Raw genomic sequence first — 20,987 nt, 5'->3', positions numbered from 1 at the left:
GTCGTGACGCGGCGCCACGTCCGGGGCTTGGACCGCGCTTCGGAGCCGAAGTGCGGTGCGTCGGATGCTGCCTTGTATTGTCTGTGGAACCCCCCTATAAAGAGTGCGAACTGGTGGCGCGTTACGTTGATGACGGAAGAGAGCACACGGCATGAGCGGGGTCTGGTCGCCGAGGAAGCGGAGCCCAAGCTCAAGCGACCTCCGTTGTATCAGGTCGTCCTGCTGAACGACGACTACACGCCGATGGAGTTCGTCGTGGACGTGCTGGAGCGCATCTTCGGCATGGATCGCACGACCGCCACACGCGTTATGCTGGAAGTGCATACCAAAGGCAAAGGGGTGTGCGGCGTCTTCACCTTCGAGATCGCCGAGACCAAGGTCGCGCAGGTGACCACTTACGCGCGTCAACACCAGCATCCTCTGTTGTGCACGATGGAAGAAACGTGAAGTCGTTCACCGCATCAGTTCGTGCACCTCTCCAGCCTGGACTCGACGCAAGCGCCAGCCTGGAATCGGACGGCGGTCAGCGAGGCCGGAAGCCGGGGGTTGGAAACCGAATGCCAGGCAGGTTCCGAACCTCCGCATTCAGCAACGGTCCACTCATTTAGGTGGCTTGTAGGTATTGGTGAGAGTCAGTCCGTGTTAAGCAGCGAACTCGAAATCTGTCTCAACGAGGCTTTCCAGTCGGCGCGCGAAGCGCGGCACGAGTTCATGACCGTGGAGCATCTGCTGCTCGCGATCGTGGACACGCCGAAAGTCCGGGAAATCCTCCGAGCCTGCGGCGCGGACGTCGCCCGCCTGCGCAAGGACCTGAAGGATTTCATCGATCAGACCACCCCGCGGTTGAAGGATGATGACGATCGCGAGGTGCAGCCGACGCTGGGCTTCCAGCGCGTGCTGCAGCGAGCCGTCTTCCACGTCCAGTCCAGCGGCAAGAAGGAAGTGACCGCCGCCAATGTGCTCGTGGCCATTTTCAGCGAGAAGCATTCGCACGCGGCCTACCTGCTGTCGATGCAGGACGTCGCTCGCCTGGACGTCGTCAATTACATCTCTCACGGCCTGTCGAAGATCGCCGAGGACCGTCCCGACAAGGACGAAGCGTCGCCCGGCAGCGAAGCCGAGCGCGGCGAGCCCGATGGCGGCACGGCGCTGGAGAAGTTCACCACCAATCTGAACAAGCTGGCGATGGAAGGGCGGATCGATCCGCTGATCGGCCGTCGTACCGAAATCGAGCGCACGGTGGAGATTCTGTGCCGTCGTCGCAAGAACAATCCGCTCTATGTCGGCGAAGCCGGCGTGGGCAAGACCGCCATCGCCGAAGGTCTGGCGCGCATGATCATCGAAGACAAGGTGCCGGAGGTGCTCTCCGACAGCACGGTCTATTCGCTCGACATGGGCGCCCTGATCGCGGGTACCAAGTATCGCGGCGATTTCGAGAAGCGCCTGAAAAGCGTGCTCTCCGAGCTGAAAAAGAATCCAGGCTCGATCCTGTTCATCGACGAGATCCACACCGTCATCGGTGCCGGCGCGGCTTCCGGCGGCGTCATGGATGCGTCCAATCTGATCAAACCGGCGCTGGCCAACGGCGAGCTGCGCTGCATTGGCTCCACGACGTACAGCGAATACCGCGGCATCTTCGAGAAGGATCACGCGCTGGCGCGCCGCTTCCAGAAGATCGACATCGTCGAGCCGACGGTGCCGGAGACGATCGAGATCCTGAAGGGCCTGCGCTCGCGCTTCGAAGAGCATCACAATGTGAAGTACGCAGACGACGCGCTGACCGCGGCGGCGGAGTTGGCTGCGCGGCACATCAACGATCGTCAGCTACCGGACAAGGCCATCGACGTGATCGATGAAGCGGGTGCGCGATTGCGCCTGAAGCCAGAGGAAGAGCGCGAGACCACCGTTACCACGCAGATGATCGAAGACGTGGTGGCACGCATCGCCCGCATTCCGCCGAAGAACGTGTCGACGTCGGATAAGGACGTGCTGCGCAATCTCGAGCGCAACTTGAAGCTGGTGATCTTCGGTCAGGATCAGGCCATCGAGTCGCTGGCCTCGGCGATCAAGATGTCGCGTTCCGGCCTGGGCGATCAGCGCAAGCCGGTGGGCTCGTTCCTGTTCGCCGGCCCGACCGGCGTCGGCAAGACCGAAGTCACGCGGCAGCTGGCGATCGCGCTCGGTGTCGAGCTGATCCGCTTCGACATGTCGGAATACATGGAGCGCCACACCGTGTCGCGCCTGATCGGTGCGCCTCCGGGCTATGTGGGCTTCGACCAGGGTGGCCTGCTCACCGAGGCCATCAACAAGCATCCGCATTCGGTGCTGCTGCTCGATGAAATCGAGAAGGCGCATCCGGACGTGTTCAACCTGCTGCTGCAGGTCATGGACCACGGCACGCTCACCGATAACAACGGCCGCAAGGCGGATTTCCGGCACGTGGTCATTGTCATGACGACCAACGCCGGTGCCTTCGAGATGAATCGTCCGTCCATCGGTTTCACCCAGCAGGATCACAGCACCGATGGTATGGAAGCCATCAAGCGGCTGTTCTCGCCGGAGTTCCGCAACCGCATGGATGCCATCATCCAGTTCAACGGCCTGGATCCGCGCACCATTCAGCGCGTGGTCGACAAGTTGCTGGTCGAAGTCGAGGCGCAGCTGGAGCAGAAGGGTGTGCAGTTGCACATCGACGACGCGGCGCGCGAGTGGATGGCACGCAAGGGCTACGATCCGAAGATGGGTGCGCGGCCCATGGCCCGCGTGATTCAGGAAGCGATCAAGCGTCCGCTCGCCGAAGAGCTACTGTTCGGGCGGCTGGTCAACGGCGGTCATGCCTTCGTGACGGTCGGGCCGGACGATCAGCTCAAGGTGGAGGCGCGCCCCGACATGGAGCAGGCGCTGCTGGAAGAATCCAAATAAGCCGGTGGGAAGGCCGGCTGCCGGTGGGAAAAATTCCTGCTGCGTCAGCGGCCGCGATACACGATGCGACCCTTGGTCAGGTCGTAGGGCGTGAGCTCGACGGTCACCGCGTCGCCGGTCAGGATACGGATATAGTTCTTGCGCATCTTACCGGAGATATGCGCAATCACGGTGTGGCCGTTGTTCAGCTGCACCTTGAATGTGGTGTTCGGCAGCGTGTCGATCACGCGGCCTTCCATCTGAATCGCATCTTCTTTCGACATGCACTCTCGAAGACTGTCCGGCAAGGCCCGCCGGCAGGGCGCGCGAATTGTGCATAAAGGCCCCCGGCAATGCAATTGAAGCACTGACCTATACCTCTCGCAGCATTCGCCGCAATCAGCCCTTCATACGTTCGCGAGCGCCGATTCGTTCCCTGGATCGGCCCAAAGCTTCGGCTCCAAATCCCAGTGGACATGCTGTTCCAGCACCTGGGTGAACTCCGCCCGCGGAATCATCCGGGCCCCCAGGCTCATCAGGTGGGGCGTCTGCATCTGGCAGTCGATCATGTGGAAGCCGCGGTCGGTCAGCTCCTCGCAGAGCCGTTTCAGCGCAACTTTCGAAGCGTCGCGCTCGGTGCTGAACATGGATTCGCCGAAGAAGATCCGGCCCACCGCGACCCCGTACAAGCCGCCGACCAGCCGGCCGTCCAGCCAGGTTTCCACCGAGTGGGCGAAGCCGAGCTTGTGGAGTTTGATGTAGGCGGCACGCATCTCCGGCGACAGCCAGGTCCCGCCCGGCCGCAGCTCGGAGCTGCCGCAGGCCCGGATCACATCCCGGAAGGCCGTGTCCATACGCGTGACGAAGCCACGATTGCGGCTGGATTTGAGCAGGCTGCGCGACACCTTGAGCTCGTTCGGCAGCAGAATGGCGCGTGGATCGGGGCACCACCAGAGGATGGGTTGGCCGCGCGAGTACCAGGGGAAAATGCCGCGTCGATAGGCGGCCAGCAGCCGCGTCGGCGACAGATCGCCACCCGCCGCCAGCAGGCCATCCGGCTCGACCAGCGCGCGGTCGACCGGAGGGAAGGCGTCAGGCGAGTCGTGCTCCGAAAGCCAGACAATGGAGCCGCGCATGGTTCAGCACCTGGGGCCAGACCACCAGTGACACCGCCCTGCGCGCTTATCTCGATTCCGGCTCTGCATGATGAACCTCGCTGCCATCGCGATTGCGATGGAACGGCACGTGTTGCTCGACCTGCAGGATATATTGATCGATCGCCGCGCGCTCATCATTTAGATACTGATCGATGGCCCGGCGGAAGCGCGGGTCGGCGATCCAGTGTGCCGACCAGGTGGCGGTGGGCTCGAAGCCGCGCGGCACTTTGTGCTCGCCCTGAGTGCCGGGCTCGAAATGGTGGAGCCCTTGTTCGATGCAATACTCGATGCCCTGGTAGTAGCAGGTTTCGAAATGCAGGCTGTGGTAGTTGGCGGCCGCGCCCCAGTAGCGCCCGTACAGCGCTTGCTCGCCGCGAAAGAAGATGGCGGTGGCGATGGGATGTCCTTGGTACTCCGCCAGCTTGATGACCACGGTGTCGGGCATCACTTCGGAAATCGTGCGAAAGAACTGCACGTTCAAATAGTGCTCATGACCGTGCGATTCGAAGGTCGCGGCGGAGAAGCCGAACACGATGTCCCACAGCCTGGCATCCATGTCCGCGCCCGTCAGCGTCCGAAAAGTCACTCCGCCTTCGCGGACCCGTCGCCGTTCGCGTAGTGCTTTCTTGCGCTTGTCGGCACGGAAGGTGGCAATGAAGTCGTCGAAGGATTGGTAGCCGCGGTTGTACCAGTGGAACTGGCAATCCTTGCGCCACAGGAATCCGGGCTCGCTGCCCTCGCTGTCCAGCGCCGCGCGATCCTCGTCGGTCAGGAATAGCAGATGCGCCGAGGACAGATGCTCCGCTTTCGCAAGAGCCACCAGCTCCTGGCTCAAGCGGGATTTCAATTCGGGCGAAGCATCCGGAGCCAGTAGCAACCGCGGGCCGGTGGCCGGCGTGAAGGGCGGCATGCTCACCAGTTTGGGGTAATAGCGCAGTCCCGCCTGATCGTAAGCGCGCGCCCAGCTCCAATCGAAAACGAACTCGCCCCACGAGTGCGACTTGCGATAGAGCGGCAGCGCTGCCACCAGGCGATGCTGGTCTTCGATGACCAGATGATTGGACCTCCAGCCGGTTGCCGGGCCGACACAGCCGGTGCGTTCCAGCGTCAGCAGAAATTCGTGGCGAACGAATGGATTGCCGTCCAACGCCAGCGCATTCCATTGCGCGGCGGGGATGCGATCGAGACTGGTGACGACGCGCGCTCGCAGATTCGCTGTCATTGGCCCGATCTTACCGATCGGGGCGGCGAATGACCTGCGCCGCGCGCATCGGCCGGATCAGGTTTTGAGACTCGTCGCATCGATCTGGTCGAGGTACTTGTCGGCGTCGAGCGCCGCCATGCAGCCGGTGCCGGCCGACGTGATCGCCTGGCGATAGACATGATCGGCGACGTCGCCTGCGGCGAACACGCCGGGCACGCTGGTCTGCGTGGCCATGCCATTCAAACCGGACTTCACGATCAGATAGCCGCCTTTCATTTCCAGCTGGCCTTCGAACAACTGCGTGTTCGGCGCGTGGCCCACGGCCACGAACATGCCGGTGACTTCGATCTCCTTCTTCGGACCGCCGGCCACCGGCGCCAGACGCAGGCCGGTGACGCCAGTGTCGTCGCCGAGCACTTCGTCGACGTTGTGATTCCACAGGATCGAGACTTTGCCGGCCTTTTCGCGTTCGAACAGCTGGTCCTGCAGGATCTTTTCCGAACGCAGCTTGTCGCGTCGATGCACGAGCGTGACGTGCGAGGCGATGTTGGAGAGGTACAGCGCTTCTTCGACCGCGGTGTTGCCGCCGCCGATGACCGCGACCCTCTGGTTCTTGAAGAAGAAGCCGTCGCAAGTCGCGCAGGCGGACACGCCGCGGCCGCGGAACTTCTGCTCGGATTCCAGGCCGAGGTACTTGGCCGTCGCGCCGGTTGCGATGATCAGCGCATCGCAGGTGTAATCCCCACGGTCACCTTCCATTCTGAAGGGACGTTGCGAGAGATCGACGCTGTTGATGTGGTCGTTCACCACCTCGGTATTGAAACGCTCGGCGTGCTCGCGCATGCGCTCCATGAGCTTGGGGCCTGTGAGACCGTGCGGATCGCCAGGCCAGTTGTCCACCTCGGTGGTGGTCATGAGCTGTCCGCCTTCTTCGAGGCCGGTCAGCAGCAACGGCTTGCGATTGGCGCGCGCGGCGTAGATGGCGGCGGAGTACCCGGCGGGGCCCGACCCCAGGATGATGAGTCGGGAGTGGCGGGGAGTGGTCATGTATGATTCACCTTCACGGTCCTTAAAGCGTCGACCTGATAGTTCCGACAATTTCTGAGGGCGACGGCCGCGAATAGCAACGCCGATCGTCGTTCATCCTGAACAGCACCATGCCCTCGCTCGGGGCCTCCGCGCAGCAACGCGCGGATGGCAGGGGCGCATGGTATGAAATGCACCCCCGGGCCGCCAAATAGACTGGCTCGATGCCCGTCATCGACGGACGAATTTGGGTGTGCGGGCGCCTTGGTGGCTGTCCAACACCCCGCTCGTGGCTGCGGCCGGGTTGGGGTATAGTAGTTAGTAGCGGATTTTCAGAGGTTTACGAGCCTTTGCTTATGCAGATCTTTGGGGTGAATCGAGTTGGCGAGTAGGACTGACGCGCGCGAGGGAATGCGGTTGGGGTCCACTGTCGTGCGCTCGCTGCGCGAGGGCGCGCTGTGGGTGTTCGGCGCGCTGGCGCTCATTGTGCTCGCGGCGCTGCTCACGTATGACCGCCACGATCCATCATTCGCCACGACCGGTGAGCCTGGTCCGATCTCCAACGTCATCGGTCCGCTGGGCGCCCATCTCGCGGGGCTGCTGGTGTTGCTGTTCGGCGCGCCGGCGTTCCTGTTTCCGGTGATGATCGGCTTCGCGGGTTGGCTGCTGTATCGGGATCGCAGCAAGGACGACGCGCAGTCGCGCGCGACCCTGGCCTTCCGCGGCCTGGGCTTCTTGCTCACGTTGGCGACCAGCTGCGGTCTGGCGAGCCTGCACTTCACTATCAACAGCTATCCCGATTCCGCCGGCGGCGTGCTCGGTTCGCTGGTGGGGCAGGGGCTGGACGCCGGGTTGAGCTTCCTCGGCGCGACCTTGCTGCTGCTCGCGCTTTGGCTGGCCGGCGTGTCGCTGTTCATCGGCCACTCGTGGATCCAAGTGATGGACTTCGTCGGTCGCTCGACGCTGCGCGGCATCGAATGGCTCTCCGAGCGCCTCAGCACGGCACGTGAGATCAAACAAGGCCGCGAAGTGAAGGAAGCGCGCAGCGAAATCATTCGCGAAGAGAAGAAGCGCGTGGCCTCGCGGCCGCCGCCGAAGATCGAGCCGGTGGTGCAGAAGGTCGAGAAGAGCGAGCGTGTCGAGAAAGAGCGCCAGGTGGCGCTGTTCGAAGCGCCGGCTTCGAAGGAACTGCCGCCGCTGTCGCTGCTCGACGATCCGCCGCCCAAGCAGCAGGGCTATTCCGCCGAAGCGCTCGAGGCGATGTCTCGTCTGGTCGAGCTCAAGTTGCGCGACTTCGGCGTCGAAGCCGAAGTGGTGGCCGTCAATCCAGGCCCGGTGATCACGCGTTTCGAGCTGAGTCTCGGCACGGGTGTGAAAGTCGCGCAGATCACCAATCTCGCCAAGGACCTCGCGCGCGCGCTGTCCGCAATCAGCGTGCGCGTCGTGGAAGTCATTCCGGGCAAGCCGACGGTGGGCCTGGAAATCCCCAACGAAAAGCGCGAGATCGTCACCTTGGGCGAGATCATCAAGTCCAAGACTTACGACGACATGACCTCGCCGCTGGCACTGGTGCTGGGCAAAGACATCAGCGGCGGTCCGGTGGTCGCCGATCTGGCACGAATGCCGCACTTGCTGGTCGGCGGTACGACCGGCTCGGGTAAGTCGACGGCGGTCAACGCAATGGTGCTGTCGCTGCTCTACAAGGCATCGGCCGAGCACGTGCGCCTGATCATGATCGATCCGAAGATGCTGGAATTGTCCGTGTACGAGGGCATTCCGCATCTGCTGGCGCCTGTGGTCACCGACATGAAGGAAGCCGCCAACGCGTTGCGCTGGTGCGTGGCCGAGATGGAAAGGCGCTATCAGCTGATGGCGGCATTGGGCGTGCGTAACCTGGCCGGCTTCAATCGCAAGATCAAGGAAGCGCAGGAAGCCAAGGAGCCGATCCGCGATCCGCTGCTGATGAAGATGCTCGGCCCTGAAGGCAACCCGAACGAGGTGCCGTTCCTCGAGCCGCTGCCGTTCATCGTGGTCATCGTCGACGAGTTGGCCGACATGATGATGATCGTCGGCAAGAAGGTCGAAGAGCTGATCGCGCGCCTGGCGCAGAAGGCGCGTGCTTCGGGCATTCACTTGATCCTGGCGACGCAGCGTCCGTCGGTGGACGTGATCACTGGCTTGATCAAAGCCAACATTCCGACGCGTATCGCCTTCCAGGTGTCGGCGAAGGTGGACTCGCGCACGATTCTGGATCAGATGGGCGCCGAGCAGTTGCTCGGCCACGGCGACATGTTGTTCCTGCAGCCCGGCACATCGGTGCCGGTGCGTGTGCACGGCGCCTTCGTTTCGGATGCGGAAGTGCATCGCGTGGTCGGCAGCTTGAAGGGTTCGTCGTCGCCGTCGTACGTGGACGAGATTCTGCGCGGACCTGCCACGCCGATTCCCGGCCTCAAGGGCGAGGAGGACGAGGGTGGTGGCGAAGGCGGCGAAGGTTCCGATGGCGAGTCCGATCCTCTGTACGATCAGGCCGTCAAGATCGTGGTCGAGTCGCGCAAAGCGTCTATTTCCGGCGTCCAGCGCCGCTTGAAGATCGGTTACAACCGCGCCGCCCGTATGATCGAGACCATGGAGGCCGCCGGCCTGGTGGGTCCGCTGCAATCCAATGGTTCGCGCGAAGTACTGGCGCCACCGCCAGTGGAAGATTAGGACGCCATGACACGTTTGCCCTTTGCCGGTCGCCCATTTGCCGGTCGAATTGTGGCCGCGTTACTGCTCACCCTGTGCGCGCATGTCACGTTTGCCGCGAGCGATCTGGCTGCGGGCCGTCAGAAAGTGGAAGGCTTCCTGCAAGGTTTGCAGTCGCTGCAGGCTCAGTTCAAACAAACGCTCACCGACCGCAATGGCCAGACTGTGGAACAGGCGAGCGGGACGCTCGTGGTTCGCCGGCCGGACCGCTTCCGCTGGGACTATCGCGAGCCGAACGAACAGCTCATTGTCGCCGACGGCTCGCGCATCTGGTTGTACGACGCCGATCTCGAACAGGTCACGGTTCGCAAGCTCGACGACACTCTGTCGGCGACGCCCGCCATGCTGCTCAGCGGCCAGGGCAGCCTGGAGCAGAACTTTGACGTCACCCAGACGTCGCAAGAGGGTGGCGTGTTCTGGGTACGCATGCAGCCCAAGCGTGACGACACGGATTTCAAATGGGTGCGGCTCGGTTTCGACGGTGCAACCCTGAAATTCATGGAGCTGGCTGACAAGCTCGGCCAGACCACGCACCTGGAATTCGCACAATTGGAACGCAATCCCACGCTCGATCCGTCACGATTCACGTTTACCGTACCGCCTGGTGCCGATGTGATCGGCGACGCGTCGCGCTGAGCGCGTAACGGCTTCGACCAGGAATGATCTTCATGCTGTCTTTGCGATTTCCACGGCTGTGGCTGGGGTTGGGCTGGCTTGCCGTCGCCCTGGCCATCCTGGTGTGCCTGGTGCCCACGACTCAGCTGCCGCAGCCGCCCAATCTGAGCGACAAGACCGAGCATTTCCTTGCATATCTGTTGCTGTCCGTGTGGTTCGCCGGTATCTATGCGCGCAATCGCTACTGGGTGATCGCGCTGGGACTGGTGATCATGGGCGTCTTGATCGAGCTCGCGCAGAGCACGATGGGCCTGGGCCGCTATGGTGACATCCGGGATGTGATCGCCAATTGCAGCGGCGTCCTCACGGGGTTGCTGCTGTGCTGGTTCGGACTGGGCAACTGGATTCAGTGGGTGGAATCGCTGGTGAGCAAGCCACAGGTCGAAAAGTCGTGAACCTGCCGCTGGAGCATGCCGTGGATATGCGACCGCTCGCCGATCGCATGCGCCCGGCTTCGCTCGATGAATATATCGGCCAGACGCATTTGTTCGGTCCTGGCAAGCCGCTGCGGCGCATGCTCGAAGGCGGGCATCTGCATTCGATGATCCTGTGGGGGCCGCCGGGGACCGGCAAGACCACGCTGGCGAGGCTGGTTGCACAACAGTGCGACGCGCAGTTCATTTCGCTGTCGGCGGTGATGGCCGGCGTAAAAGATATTCGCGCCGCCGCCGAGCAAGCCACCGAAGCGCGCAGGGCAGGCCGCCGCACCGTGCTATTTCTGGACGAAGTGCATCGTTTCAACAAGGCCCAGCAGGATGCGTTTCTGCCGTGGGTCGAAGACGGCACGTTGGTCTTCATCGGGGCGACCACCGAGAATCCTTCGTTCGAATTGAACAACGCCTTGCTGTCGCGAGCGCGCGTGTATGTGTTGCGTTCGCTGACGGAAGCAGACATTCGGTTGGTGCTCGAGCGAGCACTCGCACGCCAGACTGGCGAGGTGAAAGTTACTGCCGAAGAGCGGGCGCTGGAGCTGATGGCGAAGGCTGCGGATGGAGACGCGCGACGCTCGCTGAACATGATGGAGCTCGCGATCGATCTGGCCAGCGATGGCGATCCGCCGGTCATCACCGAAGCTATCGCGGGCGAGGTCGCGTCGGGCGGCTTGCGACGTTTCGACAAGCAGGGCGAGGCGTTCTACGACCAGATCTCGGCGCTGCATAAATCGGTGCGCGGCAGCGATCCAGATGCGGCGTTGTATTGGCTGTGTCGCATGCTCGATGGTGGCTGCGATCCACGATACCTCGCGCGTCGCGTGCTTCGCATGGCGTCTGAGGATATCGGGCTGGCGGATCCGCGCGGCCACACCTTGGCGCTGGAGGCCTGTGAAGTGTACGAGCGGCTCGGCTCGCCCGAGGGCGAGTTGGCGCTTGCGCAGGCCGTGGTGTTTCTGGCGTGCGCGGCAAAGAGCAATGCGGTGTACAAGGCGTTCGGCGAAGCCATGCAGGATGCGAAAACTCTCGGCTCGCTCGATGTGCCGCTGCATCTGCGGAACGCGCCGACCAAGCTCATGAAGTCGCTCGGCTACGGCAAGGACTATCGCTACGCGCACGACGAGCCGGACGCCTATGCGGCCGGGGAGAACTACTTTCCGGAAGGCATGCAGCCGCGGCAGTACTACCATCCCGTGCCGCGGGGAATGGAAATCAAGATTGCCGAGGCGCTGGCCCGTAGGAAGAAGTGACTGGCGGTTGGCGGTTAGGGATTAGTTCCAGCCGCTCTTCGCATCCGTCCGCTACTCTGAAGTTCCGCTCTCTCTTACACTAACCCCCAACCGCTAACCGCCGACCACTAGTCATGCTCGATCCCAAACTGCTCCGCTCCGACCCCGACGCCGTCGCCGCCAACCTGGCGCGACGAGGCTTCAAGCTCGACGTGGCTCAGCTGAGCTCGTTGGAGGAGGCGCGCAAGAAATGGCAGGTGCGGGCCGATGAGCTGCGCAACGAGAAAAATGTCCACGCCAAGAGCGTCGGCAAGGCCAAGGCCCAGGGGCAGGACATCGCGCCGCTGCTGAAGCAGGTCGAATCCCTCGGTGCCGAGCTGGCCGCGGCCGAGGCCGAGCTGGCCAAGGTGCAGGCGGAGCTGGAGAAGATCACGCTCGGCCTGCCGAACATGCTGCACGAGAGCGTTCCGGACGGGCGCGACGAAACGGCGAACGTCGAGATCCGCCGCTGGGGCGAGCCGCGCAAGTTTCCGTACAAGCCGCTCGATCACGTGGAACTGGGAGAGAAGCTCGGCCAGATGGATTTCGCCGCGGCGGGCAAGATCTCCGGTGCGCGCTTCACCGTGCTGACCGGGCCGCTCGCGCGCCTGCATCGTGCATTGATCCAGTTCATGCTGGACCTGCATACGGGCGAGCATGGCTATCGCGAAGCGTATGTTCCTTATCTGGTGAACGCACAGTCCATGCTGGGCACCGGCCAGCTGCCGAAGTTCGAAGCGGATTTGTTCGCGGTGAAAGGTGAGTCGGGCTTCTACCTGATTCCGACGGCGGAGGTGCCGGTCACCAACCTGGCCCGCGACACCATTATCGAAGCCAGCGAGCTGCCGGTTCGTTACGTGGCGCATACGCCGTGTTTCCGCTCGGAAGCCGGTTCATACGGCAAGGACACGCGAGGCATGATCCGCCAGCATCAATTCGAGAAGGTCGAGCTGGTGCATTTGTCCAAGCCGCAAGATTCGTATGCGGAGCACGAGACGCTGACGCGCCATGCCGAGGAAGTCTTGAAGCGGTTGAACCTGCCGTATCGAGTGATGGCGCTGTCGTCGGGCGATGTCGGTTTCGCTTCCGCCAAGACCTACGACCTGGAAGTGTGGCTGCCGGGACAGGAGGCGTATCGCGAGATCTCCTCCTGCTCGAACTTCGAGGCGTTCCAGGCGCGTCGCATGCAGGCGCGCTGGCGGAATCCCGAGACGGGCAAGCCGGAGCCGCTGCACACGCTCAATGGGTCGGGTGTTGCGGCTGGCCGGGCTTTGGTGGCCGTGCTGGAGAACTATCAGGAGCCGGATGGCAGCATCAAGGTTCCGGAAGTGCTGCGGCCCTATATGGCCGGGCTGGAAGTCATTCGCCGGCCGTAAGAGACGTCGGAGCCGGCGCAAACAACGGACCGGCCCAACAACGGACCGGCCCAAACAAAAAGGGCGCTGCGAAAGCAGCGCCCTTTGTTCATATCACCAGTGGCGGCGTTATCAGTCGTCGCCCGACGCCGCGCCCAGCAGGTGCAGCAGGCTGGTGAACAAGTTGTAGATGCTCACATACAGCGTCACCGTGGCGAGGATGTAGTTCGTCTCGCCGCCGTGAATGATGTTGCTGGTCTCGTACAGGATCAGACCAGCCATCGCGATGACGAACACGCCGGACACCACCAGCGACAACGTCGAGAGCTCGAAGAAGTAAGCCACCAGGCCCAGCAGGAAGGCGCCGAGGATACCGACCATCAGGAAGCCGCCGAGGAAGCTGAAGTCTTTTTCGCTCTTCACCGCGTAGGCCGACAAGCCGACGAACGTCACGGCCGTGATGCCCAGCGCCGTGGTCACGACCTGTGAGCCGTTCGGCAGGAATTTCAGATAGGCGCTGATGATGGGGCCGAGCGTCAGGCCCATGAAGCCGGTCAGCAGGAAAATGAACAGCAGGCCCCACGCGCTGTTCTGGGTCTTGTGAACCGCGAACAGCAGGCCGAAGTAGCCGACCAGGGTGATCAACACGCCCGGGTGCGGCAGGTTGAACATCATGGACAGGCCGGCGGTCAGCGCGCTGAAAGCGAGCGTGGCACCCAGCAGCAGGTAGGTGTTCCGAAGAACTTTATTGGTCGTTAGTGCTGAGCCACGGGTAGTGGTTGCGACTGTGCTTGGATACGAGGCCATGAGTTTCAACTCCTCCGAAGGTCTCTGTTGGACCGCGCTCCGCTCCGCGAGTTGCGAGGCGGCACGCATTGCCCGACATTCTACAGGCGCCGGGCCCAATAGCGACTATGTGGTTGCAACCTTGTGAATTGCAAGGGTTTCAACCTTACCGCAGTGTCAGCGGCGCTGTCATAAGTTTGTCATTGGACAAGTCTGTCATTGGACAGCCATCGGATCGTGCAGCGTGGAGGTGCAGCGTGGGCAGGCGCCGGATGCGGTCGCGCTGTCATCGCGTGTCGTGTGACAGCAAGCTGACTCGCAGTGTCAGGTCTCTGTCAGCCCCCCGGCGCTACTCTGGCACCGTCGCAATCGCCACTTCTTTTCACGTCCATGGCTAAAAACAGATTCTGGTTCCAGGCCCATTGGCTGGTGGGTATCAGCGTGGGCATCCTGCTCGCGATGATGGGCATCACCGGCTCCATCATGGCGTTTCAGGATCCCATCCTCGAAGCTTTGAACGAGGACGCGCGCCAGGTGGAAGTGAAGGGCGAGCGGCTGCCGCTGCCAGTCATGTTGCAGCATGCGGAAGCCGAGGCGCAGCGCCTGGGCGCACGGGTTCGAGCTCTGACCGTGCCGCAGAACGCGGATGGCGCAGCACGTGTGCTGATGCTGTCCGGCCGGAGCGAGATCGTCCGCTACATGAATCCATATACGGGTGAGTGGCAAGCAGGCGGCGACCGCGGCGAAAAGTTCTTCGAGCTGGTCGAAGAGGTGCATCGCGGTCTCATCACCGATCGCCTGGGCGGCCAGTACGTTGGCCGTCGCGTTCTGGATGCCGCGGCCGTTCTGCTGATCGGGCTGGTTGCCACGGGATTGTATTTGCGCTGGCCACGGCGTACGACGAACTGGCGCGCTTGGTTCGTGGTCGACACGCGCCTGCGCGGCCGAGGTTTCCTGTATTCGTTGCACGCAGTCGTGGGTACTTACGTGCTGCCGCTGTTGTTACTTTCAGCCCTGACCGGACTGTATTTCGCTTACGACTGGTACGGCACCATGCTCGAACGGATGGCGGGTGTGTCGCCGGTGGCTAAAGAGCAGATGGCCGGCAAGCCTCTGGTGACTCCGGATATCGAGAAGGTGTGGGCTACGTTCACGCAGGCGACGGCTGGAGCGCAGGTCGGGCAGGTGAGCATGCGATTGCCGCGGAAAGCCGAGGAGCCGCTGCGAATTCAGTATCTCGACGCGGACGCGCCGCATATGACCACGTTGAACACGATCAAGATCGATCCCACCAACTCGCAGCTGCTGTCGCACGAGCGCTATGCCGACAAGCAGACCGGCGCGAGGTTGCTCTCCAGCGTGCTGGCGATCCACAAGGGCAGCTACTTCGGCGTGGTCGGCAGCTTGCTCCTGATGCTGTCGAGCCTGGCGGTGCCGTTGTTCGTCATCACCGGCTGGATGATGTATCTCGATCGTCGGCGCGTCGAAGAGCGCGTACGCAAGCGGCAGGCGGCGAGTGCCGCTGCGGCTTGAGATTGCTCTGATGGGCGAGCTGATGGGCGAGGCGGGCCGATCAGCCCGCCTCCATGCCCCAGCTCAGCTCGAAGCGCAAGCCGATGACCCACGCATCTTCAAGCGACGGGTCCGTTCCCGATTGATGACGTGTTGAACATCCGGTTGCAACGCCAGCCAGGGCAGAGCTTGCACGCGATATGTGAGCTCGATCGTAGTCTCGTTACGCTGCACGCTCCATCCCAACGTTGCTTGCGCACGCCGGAACGGACGGCCGCTTTCAGCACTGCCGACCGCGATGCCCAACTGTTCTTCGCGCTCGGCACTCGTCAGCAACGGACCGGACCACACCAGGCCGGCGCCAACATAGTGCGACAACTGATGCACGTTTGAATGCTCGAAGCCGACGCGCAGGAAGCCGTTCAAAGAACGCTCGCCGCGCTCGATCAGCATACCTTCGGCGAGCCCATAGACGCCGAGCGATCAGTGCGTCGCTTCAATTCCTCGTCGCTGAAATCAGTGGAGTAGCCCGTGTGGCGCCATACGCCCAGCAAGTAACGGCTGGCTGCAGTTGGCAGCAATGTGAGCTCGCCCACCAGCAGCGCGCCTTCGCCGTCATCGAGATCGATGGTCGTGCGATGCGCACGACCCGGATTGCCTACCGTGCCTTCGAAGGCCGCCAACCGCGCTTGCACACGATCGCTGTATTCCCAGCGCGTCACGGCGCCGAGGCCGATGATGGGAAAGATCGACGGGCCATTCTCGCCCACCTGACTGAAGTCGGGGCCGATGCCGTGCGAGCTGTTGATGAATAGCGAACCGGTCTCGTTGACATCCAGCTCGCTGTTCAGATCGATGAGGCCGAGCTTGATCGCGCCGGCATCGAACGCGCGCTCGACCCAGGCTTCATACAAACGCGTGGCACCGTCCGTGTCGATGTTGCTCACGGCCTGGATGTCGCCGACGATGCGATCCGTCAGGGTCGGGCCGTTGTTGTGCAGTCCGGAGACCAGGAAGGTAGTACCGCTCCAGCCGAAGGCGCGCTCGGCGTCGAGCGTTACGGTCAAATCGATGTTTTCCAGATAGGTGCCGTCGCGGCGCAAGCCACCACTGACATTGCGCCAGGCTTCGCCAGTGTAGGCCGCTTCGATCTGCAATAGAGCGGTGTCCGGCGCCCGCTCCGTGGCGTCGGCCCACAGCGGCATTCCGAGTGCCGCGGTCATCGCGGGAACTCCCGCGATTCTCACGTGATGCATTCTTATTGAACCCATTGGATAGTGAAGACAGCACCGCCGTCGGAGGCGTTATCCGCCGTGATCGTCGCGCGGTGACGGGAAAGGATGCTCTGCGCGATCGCGAGCCCGAGTCCGGCGCCTTTGCGGCCCGGCGAGTCACCGCCGCGCCAGAATCTTCGAAACAGCATTTCCGCCGTGCCGGGCGAGAAGCCCGGTCCGCGATCACGCACGACGAGGCGAGGACCCGAGCCGACGATGACGTCGATTGTGGCGTGCCGCGCAGCCAGCGCTCCGTTCAATGAGCCGCAGCGGTCGATGGCGAAGCCCTGGCGCGTCAATCCATCTTGCACCAGTTCCGCCAGCTGCGGATTGTCTTCAACGAGCAGCAGCCGCATGACTCGAGGCCGTGCCCGAGTTCACCGACCAAATGCTCACGGGTACTGTCGTCAGGCGTGGAGGGCGTCCCTGTCCGAAAGTCAGTGCAACCTGACGTGCAACTTGCGTTCTTCGGAGACGAACGAATCAGGGGTGTTGGCGGAAGGGGTGGGATTCGAACCCACGAGACTCGTGAGAGCCTGCCGGTTTTCAAGACCGGTGCAATCGACCACTCTGCCACCCTTCCGCAGCTGAGAGCGCGGCCCCGAGGGGGCCTTCAGGGGCGCGCATCCTAGCATGGATCGGGTGGGGCCCGGATTTCTTCATCCACTCGCGACACTATTTACGGCGATGGTCGCCGAAGCCCAGGTCGAGAGAAATGTTCGAAACGATCCGCCAGGGATTCAAGGAGGACGGTTACTCCGTTTCGATCAGCAAGCTGTATCGCTGGTTCGGTAGTCCTCGCCGCACCGTGTTATCTACGAAGAAGCCACCGCATTCACTTTGACTGTCGTGAGCTCGCGAAATCTCGAATACCCAAAGCCGGTCGGACCGAGCTGCTGTTCCGAGCCGAGGCCGGCGGCGACTCTTACCTGTTGGATAGGTTTGCTGCATACTGGAATGCATGGGTGGAAGTAGGCACGGTCTACACCCAACCTATTTGACAGGTTGATGGTCGACAGCTAGATTTATGGCTCGGGGGATCTCAACTGTGAGTGCACTGTGTTCCGTGCCGGGGTCGCCGCGGCCGACGCTATCAGCGCAGGTCGCGCGCCATCTGCTGGATCTGATTTCTAGCGAAGGGTTGAAGCCTGGCGGTGCGGTGCCGAGCGAAGTGCAGATATGCAAGCAGTTGGGCGTGAGTCGAGGCAGTGTGCGCGAGGCATATAGAACGCTCGCGGCGCTGGGCATCCTCGAAATCGAAAATGGCCGTCGCCCACGGCTGCAACCGATGAGTGCGAACGTGCTCGCCCAGGTGTTCGGCTATGCGCTGAACACGGCGCAGGTCAACGCCACTCACGTTATCGAAACCCGCCGAGCAATCGAAGTGCAGGGAGCACAGCTCGCCGCGCGTCATGCCACCGATATTCAAAAGCGCACTTTGCAAGAGTTGATTCAGCAGATGCGCGCCGCTTTCGCCGATCACGATCACGCCCGTCAGATGGCTGCGGACATGGCGATTCACACCACACTGGCGGAAGCCAGTTTGAATCCTCTCAATTCCTTGCTGCTGGCCGCGCTGCGTGCGCCGCTGGAACAGCTGATGCACATTGATCTCGGCAGCGCTCGCACTGAATCGGAGATGGCGCGCATCGTCGACGCTCACGAAGCCATTGTCGATCGCGTGTGTTTGGGCGATGCAGTGGGGGCAGGGGCTGCCATGGCCGTGCATTTTGATCTGTCAGTGGCGTCACTGTCGCGTGCCGAGCAATCAATGAAACTCAATCATTCATGAACGCATCACTCAAACTCTCGAGTCATTTCGCCACGCCCGAAGCCAAAGCGCGTGTTGCTCTCGCCATCGAGCAGTTGCGCCAGGAGTTTGGCGATCGATTGAGCGTGGGCGCTGCGGTTCGCGAGCAGCATGGTCGGGGCGAGGCTTACGCGCGGTGCTTTCCTCCGGATGCGGTGATCTGGCCGATGAGCACGGCAGAAGTCAGTCGCATCGTGAAGCTCTGCAATGAGCAGGGTGTGCCGGTGATCGCATATGGCGCAGGTACATCGCTCGAAGGGCACGTCAGCGCACCGTACGGTGGCATTTGCCTCGACATGTCCCGTATGAATCAGGTGCTGAAGGTGCGTTCCGACGACGGTGACTGCGTCGTGCAGCCCGGCATCACGCGCGAAGAGCTCAATGCATACCTGCGAGATACGGGCCTGTATTTCCCCATTGATCCAGGCGCGAACGCGTCGATCGGCGGGATGATCTCGACGCGGGCCTCCGGCACGAACACCATTCGTTACGGCACGATGGCCCACAACGTATTTGCGCTCGAGGTCGTGCTTGCCAACGGCGAGGTGATCCGTTGTGGCAGTCGCGCCCGCAAGTCGTCCGCCGGTTACGATCTGGTGCGGATGTTCACCGGTTCGGAGGGTACGCTCGGCATCATCACCGAGGCGACCTTGCGGCTGCACGCGCAACCGGAGGCCGTCGGCAGCAGCGTGTGTTCGTTCCCCGATTTGCGGGGTGCCGTCGATACCGTGATCGAGTTGATTCAAATCGGCGCGCCCGTATCACGCATCGAGTTCCTGGATGAGCTGCAGGTTCGTGCCAGCAATGCGTACTCGAACCTGTCGTTGCCGGAGCAGCCGACGCTGTTCATCGAATTCATGGGAACCCAGGCTGCCGTGACCGAACAGTTCGAACGTGCAGTGGAGGTCGTGACGTCGCACGGTGCCAAGGGACTGGAGTGGGCGTTCGACGAGCAGCGTCGCGCGCAACTGTGGAAGGCGCGGCATTCTGCCTACTTTGCGGCTCGCGCATTGAAGCCTGGAGCAGAATGCATCGCGGCCGACGTTTGCGTGCCGATCTCGGAACTGGCGAATTGCGTTACCCAGACGCGTGCTGACATCGATGCAGCGGGATTGACCGCACCCATCCTCGGTCACGTGGGTGACGGCAACTTCCATGTGCTCTTCCTCATTGATCCGAACAATGACGAAGAGCGTGCCCGCATGGATGCCGTCTACGGCGCCATGATCGCAACCGCGCATCGCCTCGGCGGCACGTGCACGGGCGAGCACGGCATCGGCCTCGGCAAGCGGGAGAAGTTGATTGCGGAGTTCGGCCCGCCGGTGATCGAACTGATGCGCAAGCTCAAGCAAGCGTGGGACCCGAACGGCATCTTGAATCCAGGGAAAGTGTTCGAGATCCGGTAGGTCCGCTGCGTCAGGGGGCACTTTCAGTGCGACAATCGGTCCTTCGATGAAGACCGGCTTGGGGAAACAATGACGCAATCCGCTGATGACGCCGCTGCCAGCTCGGCGCTGCGCAAGGTCGCATGGCGCCTGGTTCCATTCCTCGGCGTGCTGTACTTCTTTGCGTTCCTGGACCGGGTGAACGTCGGCTTCGCTGCGCTCACGATGAATGCCGACCTCGGCTTGTCTGCACAGGTCTTCGGTTTGGGCGCGGGGATCTTCTTCGTCGGCTACGTGCTGTTCGAGGTGCCGAGCAATGTGATGCTGGAGCGCTTCGGCGCCCGCCTGTGGATCGCTCGGATCATGATCAGCTGGGGCGTCCTGTCGGCGGCAATGGCGTTCGTGCAGGGCCCCACCAGCTTCTATGCGGTCCGCTTCCTGCTCGGCATTGCCGAAGCCGGGTTCTTTCCCGGCATCATTTTCTATCTCACGTGCTGGTTTCCCTCCCGGCATCGGGCTCGGATCATCGGCCTGTTCATGATTGCATTGCCGCTGTCGAGCATCATTGGAGCGCCGATTTCCACGTCATTGCTTGGCATCGAAGCGGTCGGACTGAAAGGCTGGCAGTGGATGTTTCTTCTGGAGGCCATCCCGACCATCGTGCTGGGCGTCATCGTATTCACAGTGCTGCCCGATCGGCCGGCGGATGCGAAGTGGTTGAGCGCAGAGGAGAAGCGCTGGCTGCAGGACGAATTGGCTCGCGAACACGCCGATACATCGCATGGGCACGCCAGCAGTCTTCGCGAGGCGCTGACCATGCCGCGTGTGTGGCGCTACGGCCTGGTGTACTTCTGCATTCTGGTCGGGTTGTATGGTTTTGGTTTCTGGTTGCCGCAGATCATCGCCTCGCTGGGGCAGATGACAAACGTGCAGGTCGGCCTGTTCACGATGATTCCGTACACGCTGGCTTGCATTGCGCTGGTGCTGTGGGGGAGGCACTCGGACGCGACTCAAGAGCGTGCCTGGCACGTCGCGCTGCCTTCCATTCTCGGCGCGGCTGCACTGACGGTCAGCGGCTGGGCATCGGCGCCTCTCATCGGATTCGCGGCGCTGTGTCTGGCAGCGGTCGGGATCTACTCCGGCTTGCCTGCCTTCTGGGCGCTGGCGAGCCGCGGATTGCAGGGGGCGGCTGCCGCTGGGGCCATCGCACTGATCAATTCGCTGGGAAATTTCGGGGGCTTTCTCGGACCTGCGGCGATTGGCATGGCAAAGACACACACCGGCAGTTATGCCGCGAGCTTGTTGCTCATCGCGGCATTTCTCGCCGTCGGCGCTGTCCTGGTGATCTGGGAGCGACTCCGCGAGGAGCCGTTCGCGATGGTGACCACTTCCTCACCGCCTTCCGACTGACATTCAATCGCGCGGTGGGCATCCTGAGCATGACTCGAAGACGCATCG

The 20,987-nt window shown here is 62.5% G+C and carries 19 protein-coding genes and 1 tRNA gene; 11 read left to right on the top strand and 9 right to left on the bottom strand.

What is annotated here, in order from left to right; all coding sequences use genetic code 11:
- Positions 1-129: 129 nt before the first annotated feature.
- Together clpS and clpA are read left to right on the top strand one after the other, a co-directional pair.
- The gene (clpS, locus tag VGE08_RS20520) at positions 130-447 is read left to right on the top strand and encodes an ATP-dependent Clp protease adapter ClpS (protein WP_331069787.1); all 318 of its coding nucleotides are present in this window, start codon (positions 130-132) and stop codon (positions 445-447) included.
- A gap of 192 nt (positions 448-639) precedes the next feature.
- Positions 640-2,922, top strand: a complete 2,283-nt coding sequence (clpA, locus tag VGE08_RS20515; RefSeq protein WP_331069786.1) for an ATP-dependent Clp protease ATP-binding subunit ClpA — start codon at positions 640-642, stop codon at positions 2,920-2,922.
- 44 nt (positions 2,923-2,966) lie between these two features.
- On the opposite strand, the gene infA is transcribed toward clpA, so the two are convergent.
- The 4 genes from infA to trxB form a co-directional block, all read right to left on the bottom strand.
- Positions 2,967-3,185: a translation initiation factor IF-1 gene (gene infA, locus VGE08_RS20510; RefSeq protein WP_116810962.1), complete on the bottom strand. Its 219-nt coding sequence runs from the start codon at positions 3,183-3,185 to the stop codon at positions 2,967-2,969.
- Between the two features lie 123 nt (positions 3,186-3,308).
- Positions 3,309-4,037 carry a leucyl/phenylalanyl-tRNA--protein transferase gene (aat, locus tag VGE08_RS20505; protein ID WP_331069785.1) on the bottom strand — a complete coding sequence of 243 codons (729 nt, stop codon included), beginning with the start codon at positions 4,035-4,037 and terminating at the stop codon, positions 3,309-3,311.
- A gap of 46 nt (positions 4,038-4,083) precedes the next feature.
- On the bottom strand, positions 4,084-5,280 hold the full coding sequence (locus tag VGE08_RS20500; RefSeq protein ID WP_331069784.1) for a GNAT family N-acetyltransferase: 1,197 nt from the start codon (positions 5,278-5,280) through the stop codon (positions 4,084-4,086).
- 57 nt (positions 5,281-5,337) lie between these two features.
- Entirely contained in the window at positions 5,338-6,309 is a 972-nt protein-coding gene (gene trxB, locus VGE08_RS20495; protein ID WP_331069783.1) for a thioredoxin-disulfide reductase, read from the bottom strand.
- A gap of 390 nt (positions 6,310-6,699) precedes the next feature.
- Here trxB and VGE08_RS20490 point away from each other — a divergent pair, with 390 nt between their 5' ends.
- From VGE08_RS20490 to serS, 5 genes are all read left to right on the top strand, one after another.
- Positions 6,700-8,994 carry a DNA translocase FtsK gene (locus VGE08_RS20490; protein WP_349258753.1) on the top strand — a complete coding sequence of 765 codons (2,295 nt, stop codon included), beginning with the start codon at positions 6,700-6,702 and terminating at the stop codon, positions 8,992-8,994.
- A 6-nt stretch (positions 8,995-9,000) separates the two neighbouring features.
- Positions 9,001-9,669, top strand: a complete 669-nt coding sequence (lolA, locus tag VGE08_RS20485; protein WP_331069781.1) for an outer membrane lipoprotein chaperone LolA — start codon at positions 9,001-9,003, stop codon at positions 9,667-9,669.
- Between the two features lie 32 nt (positions 9,670-9,701).
- Positions 9,702-10,103: a VanZ family protein gene (locus VGE08_RS20480; protein ID WP_331069780.1), complete on the top strand. Its 402-nt coding sequence runs from the start codon at positions 9,702-9,704 to the stop codon at positions 10,101-10,103.
- Between the two features lie 26 nt (positions 10,104-10,129).
- Complete coding sequence (locus VGE08_RS20475) at positions 10,130-11,389, top strand: replication-associated recombination protein A (RefSeq protein WP_349258754.1); 1,260 nt, start codon at positions 10,130-10,132, stop codon at positions 11,387-11,389.
- Positions 11,390-11,502: 113 nt separating this feature from the next.
- Entirely contained in the window at positions 11,503-12,783 is a 1,281-nt protein-coding gene (serS, locus tag VGE08_RS20470) for a serine--tRNA ligase (RefSeq protein ID WP_331069778.1), read from the top strand.
- Positions 12,784-12,894: 111 nt separating this feature from the next.
- Here serS and VGE08_RS20465 read toward each other — a convergent pair whose 3' ends face one another.
- A complete protein-coding gene (locus VGE08_RS20465; RefSeq protein ID WP_331069777.1) occupies positions 12,895-13,569 on the bottom strand; it encodes a Bax inhibitor-1/YccA family protein in 675 nt (224 codons plus the stop codon).
- Positions 13,570-13,938: 369 nt separating this feature from the next.
- Between VGE08_RS20465 and VGE08_RS20460 the strand changes: the two genes are divergently transcribed.
- Complete coding sequence (locus VGE08_RS20460; RefSeq protein WP_331069776.1) at positions 13,939-15,081, top strand: PepSY-associated TM helix domain-containing protein; 1,143 nt, start codon at positions 13,939-13,941, stop codon at positions 15,079-15,081.
- 63 nt (positions 15,082-15,144) lie between these two features.
- On the opposite strand, the gene VGE08_RS20455 is transcribed toward VGE08_RS20460, so the two are convergent.
- The 4 genes from VGE08_RS20455 to VGE08_RS20440 all read right to left on the bottom strand — a co-directional run bounded on the left by VGE08_RS20455 (position 15,145) and on the right by VGE08_RS20440 (position 16,917).
- Positions 15,145-15,513 carry a carbohydrate porin gene (locus tag VGE08_RS20455; RefSeq protein WP_331069775.1) on the bottom strand — a complete coding sequence of 123 codons (369 nt, stop codon included), beginning with the start codon at positions 15,511-15,513 and terminating at the stop codon, positions 15,145-15,147.
- Positions 15,507-16,283 carry a carbohydrate porin gene (locus VGE08_RS20450; RefSeq protein ID WP_331069774.1) on the bottom strand — a complete coding sequence of 259 codons (777 nt, stop codon included), beginning with the start codon at positions 16,281-16,283 and terminating at the stop codon, positions 15,507-15,509. Before VGE08_RS20450 ends, VGE08_RS20455 begins: the two co-directional genes overlap by 7 nt.
- A gap of 35 nt (positions 16,284-16,318) precedes the next feature.
- Positions 16,319-16,690, bottom strand: a complete 372-nt coding sequence (locus tag VGE08_RS20445) for an ATP-binding protein (protein ID WP_331069773.1) — start codon at positions 16,688-16,690, stop codon at positions 16,319-16,321.
- 137 nt (positions 16,691-16,827) lie between these two features.
- A tRNA-Ser gene (locus VGE08_RS20440) sits at positions 16,828-16,917 on the bottom strand.
- Between the two features lie 465 nt (positions 16,918-17,382).
- Between VGE08_RS20440 and VGE08_RS20435 the strand changes: the two genes are divergently transcribed.
- The 3 genes from VGE08_RS20435 to VGE08_RS20425 all read left to right on the top strand — a co-directional run bounded on the left by VGE08_RS20435 (position 17,383) and on the right by VGE08_RS20425 (position 20,939).
- Positions 17,383-18,126 (top strand): FadR/GntR family transcriptional regulator, encoded by a 744-nt coding sequence (locus tag VGE08_RS20435; protein WP_331069772.1) that lies wholly within the window; start codon positions 17,383-17,385, stop codon positions 18,124-18,126.
- A complete protein-coding gene (locus tag VGE08_RS20430; protein WP_331069771.1) occupies positions 18,123-19,550 on the top strand; it encodes an FAD-binding oxidoreductase in 1,428 nt (475 codons plus the stop codon). Before VGE08_RS20435 ends, VGE08_RS20430 begins: the two co-directional genes overlap by 4 nt.
- Before the next feature lie 69 nt (positions 19,551-19,619).
- Positions 19,620-20,939: an MFS transporter gene (locus VGE08_RS20425; protein ID WP_331069770.1), complete on the top strand. Its 1,320-nt coding sequence runs from the start codon at positions 19,620-19,622 to the stop codon at positions 20,937-20,939.
- Positions 20,940-20,987: the final 48 nt, after the last annotated feature.

The organism is Steroidobacter sp., from assembly GCF_036406195.1.
Classification (GTDB): Bacteria; Pseudomonadota; Gammaproteobacteria; order Steroidobacterales; family Steroidobacteraceae; genus Steroidobacter.
This window is presented reverse-complemented; position numbering and strand designations above follow the sequence as displayed.

Coding starts and splice junctions, on each gene's coding strand:
- VGE08_RS20475 (WP_349258754.1), top strand. CDS start 10,130: ATGCGACCGCTCGCCGATCGCATGCGCCCGGCTTCGCTCGATGAATAT.
- trxB (WP_331069783.1), bottom strand. CDS start 6,309: ATGACCACTCCCCGCCACTCCCGACTCATCATCCTGGGGTCGGGCCCC.
- VGE08_RS20460 (WP_331069776.1), top strand. CDS start 13,939: ATGGCTAAAAACAGATTCTGGTTCCAGGCCCATTGGCTGGTGGGTATC.
- infA (WP_116810962.1), bottom strand. CDS start 3,185: ATGTCGAAAGAAGATGCGATTCAGATGGAAGGCCGCGTGATCGACACG.
- VGE08_RS20465 (WP_331069777.1), bottom strand. CDS start 13,569: ATGGCCTCGTATCCAAGCACAGTCGCAACCACTACCCGTGGCTCAGCA.
- lolA (WP_331069781.1), top strand. CDS start 9,001: ATGACACGTTTGCCCTTTGCCGGTCGCCCATTTGCCGGTCGAATTGTG.
- VGE08_RS20490 (WP_349258753.1), top strand. CDS start 6,700: ATGCGGTTGGGGTCCACTGTCGTGCGCTCGCTGCGCGAGGGCGCGCTG.
- serS (WP_331069778.1), top strand. CDS start 11,503: ATGCTCGATCCCAAACTGCTCCGCTCCGACCCCGACGCCGTCGCCGCC.
- VGE08_RS20430 (WP_331069771.1), top strand. CDS start 18,123: ATGAACGCATCACTCAAACTCTCGAGTCATTTCGCCACGCCCGAAGCC.
- VGE08_RS20445 (WP_331069773.1), bottom strand. CDS start 16,690: ATGCGGCTGCTGCTCGTTGAAGACAATCCGCAGCTGGCGGAACTGGTG.
- VGE08_RS20500 (WP_331069784.1), bottom strand. CDS start 5,280: ATGACAGCGAATCTGCGAGCGCGCGTCGTCACCAGTCTCGATCGCATC.
- VGE08_RS20480 (WP_331069780.1), top strand. CDS start 9,702: ATGCTGTCTTTGCGATTTCCACGGCTGTGGCTGGGGTTGGGCTGGCTT.
- VGE08_RS20455 (WP_331069775.1), bottom strand. CDS start 15,513: ATGCTGATCGAGCGCGGCGAGCGTTCTTTGAACGGCTTCCTGCGCGTC.
- aat (WP_331069785.1), bottom strand. CDS start 4,037: ATGCGCGGCTCCATTGTCTGGCTTTCGGAGCACGACTCGCCTGACGCC.
- VGE08_RS20425 (WP_331069770.1), top strand. CDS start 19,620: ATGACGCAATCCGCTGATGACGCCGCTGCCAGCTCGGCGCTGCGCAAG.
- VGE08_RS20450 (WP_331069774.1), bottom strand. CDS start 16,283: ATGACCGCGGCACTCGGAATGCCGCTGTGGGCCGACGCCACGGAGCGG.
- clpS (WP_331069787.1), top strand. CDS start 130: ATGACGGAAGAGAGCACACGGCATGAGCGGGGTCTGGTCGCCGAGGAA.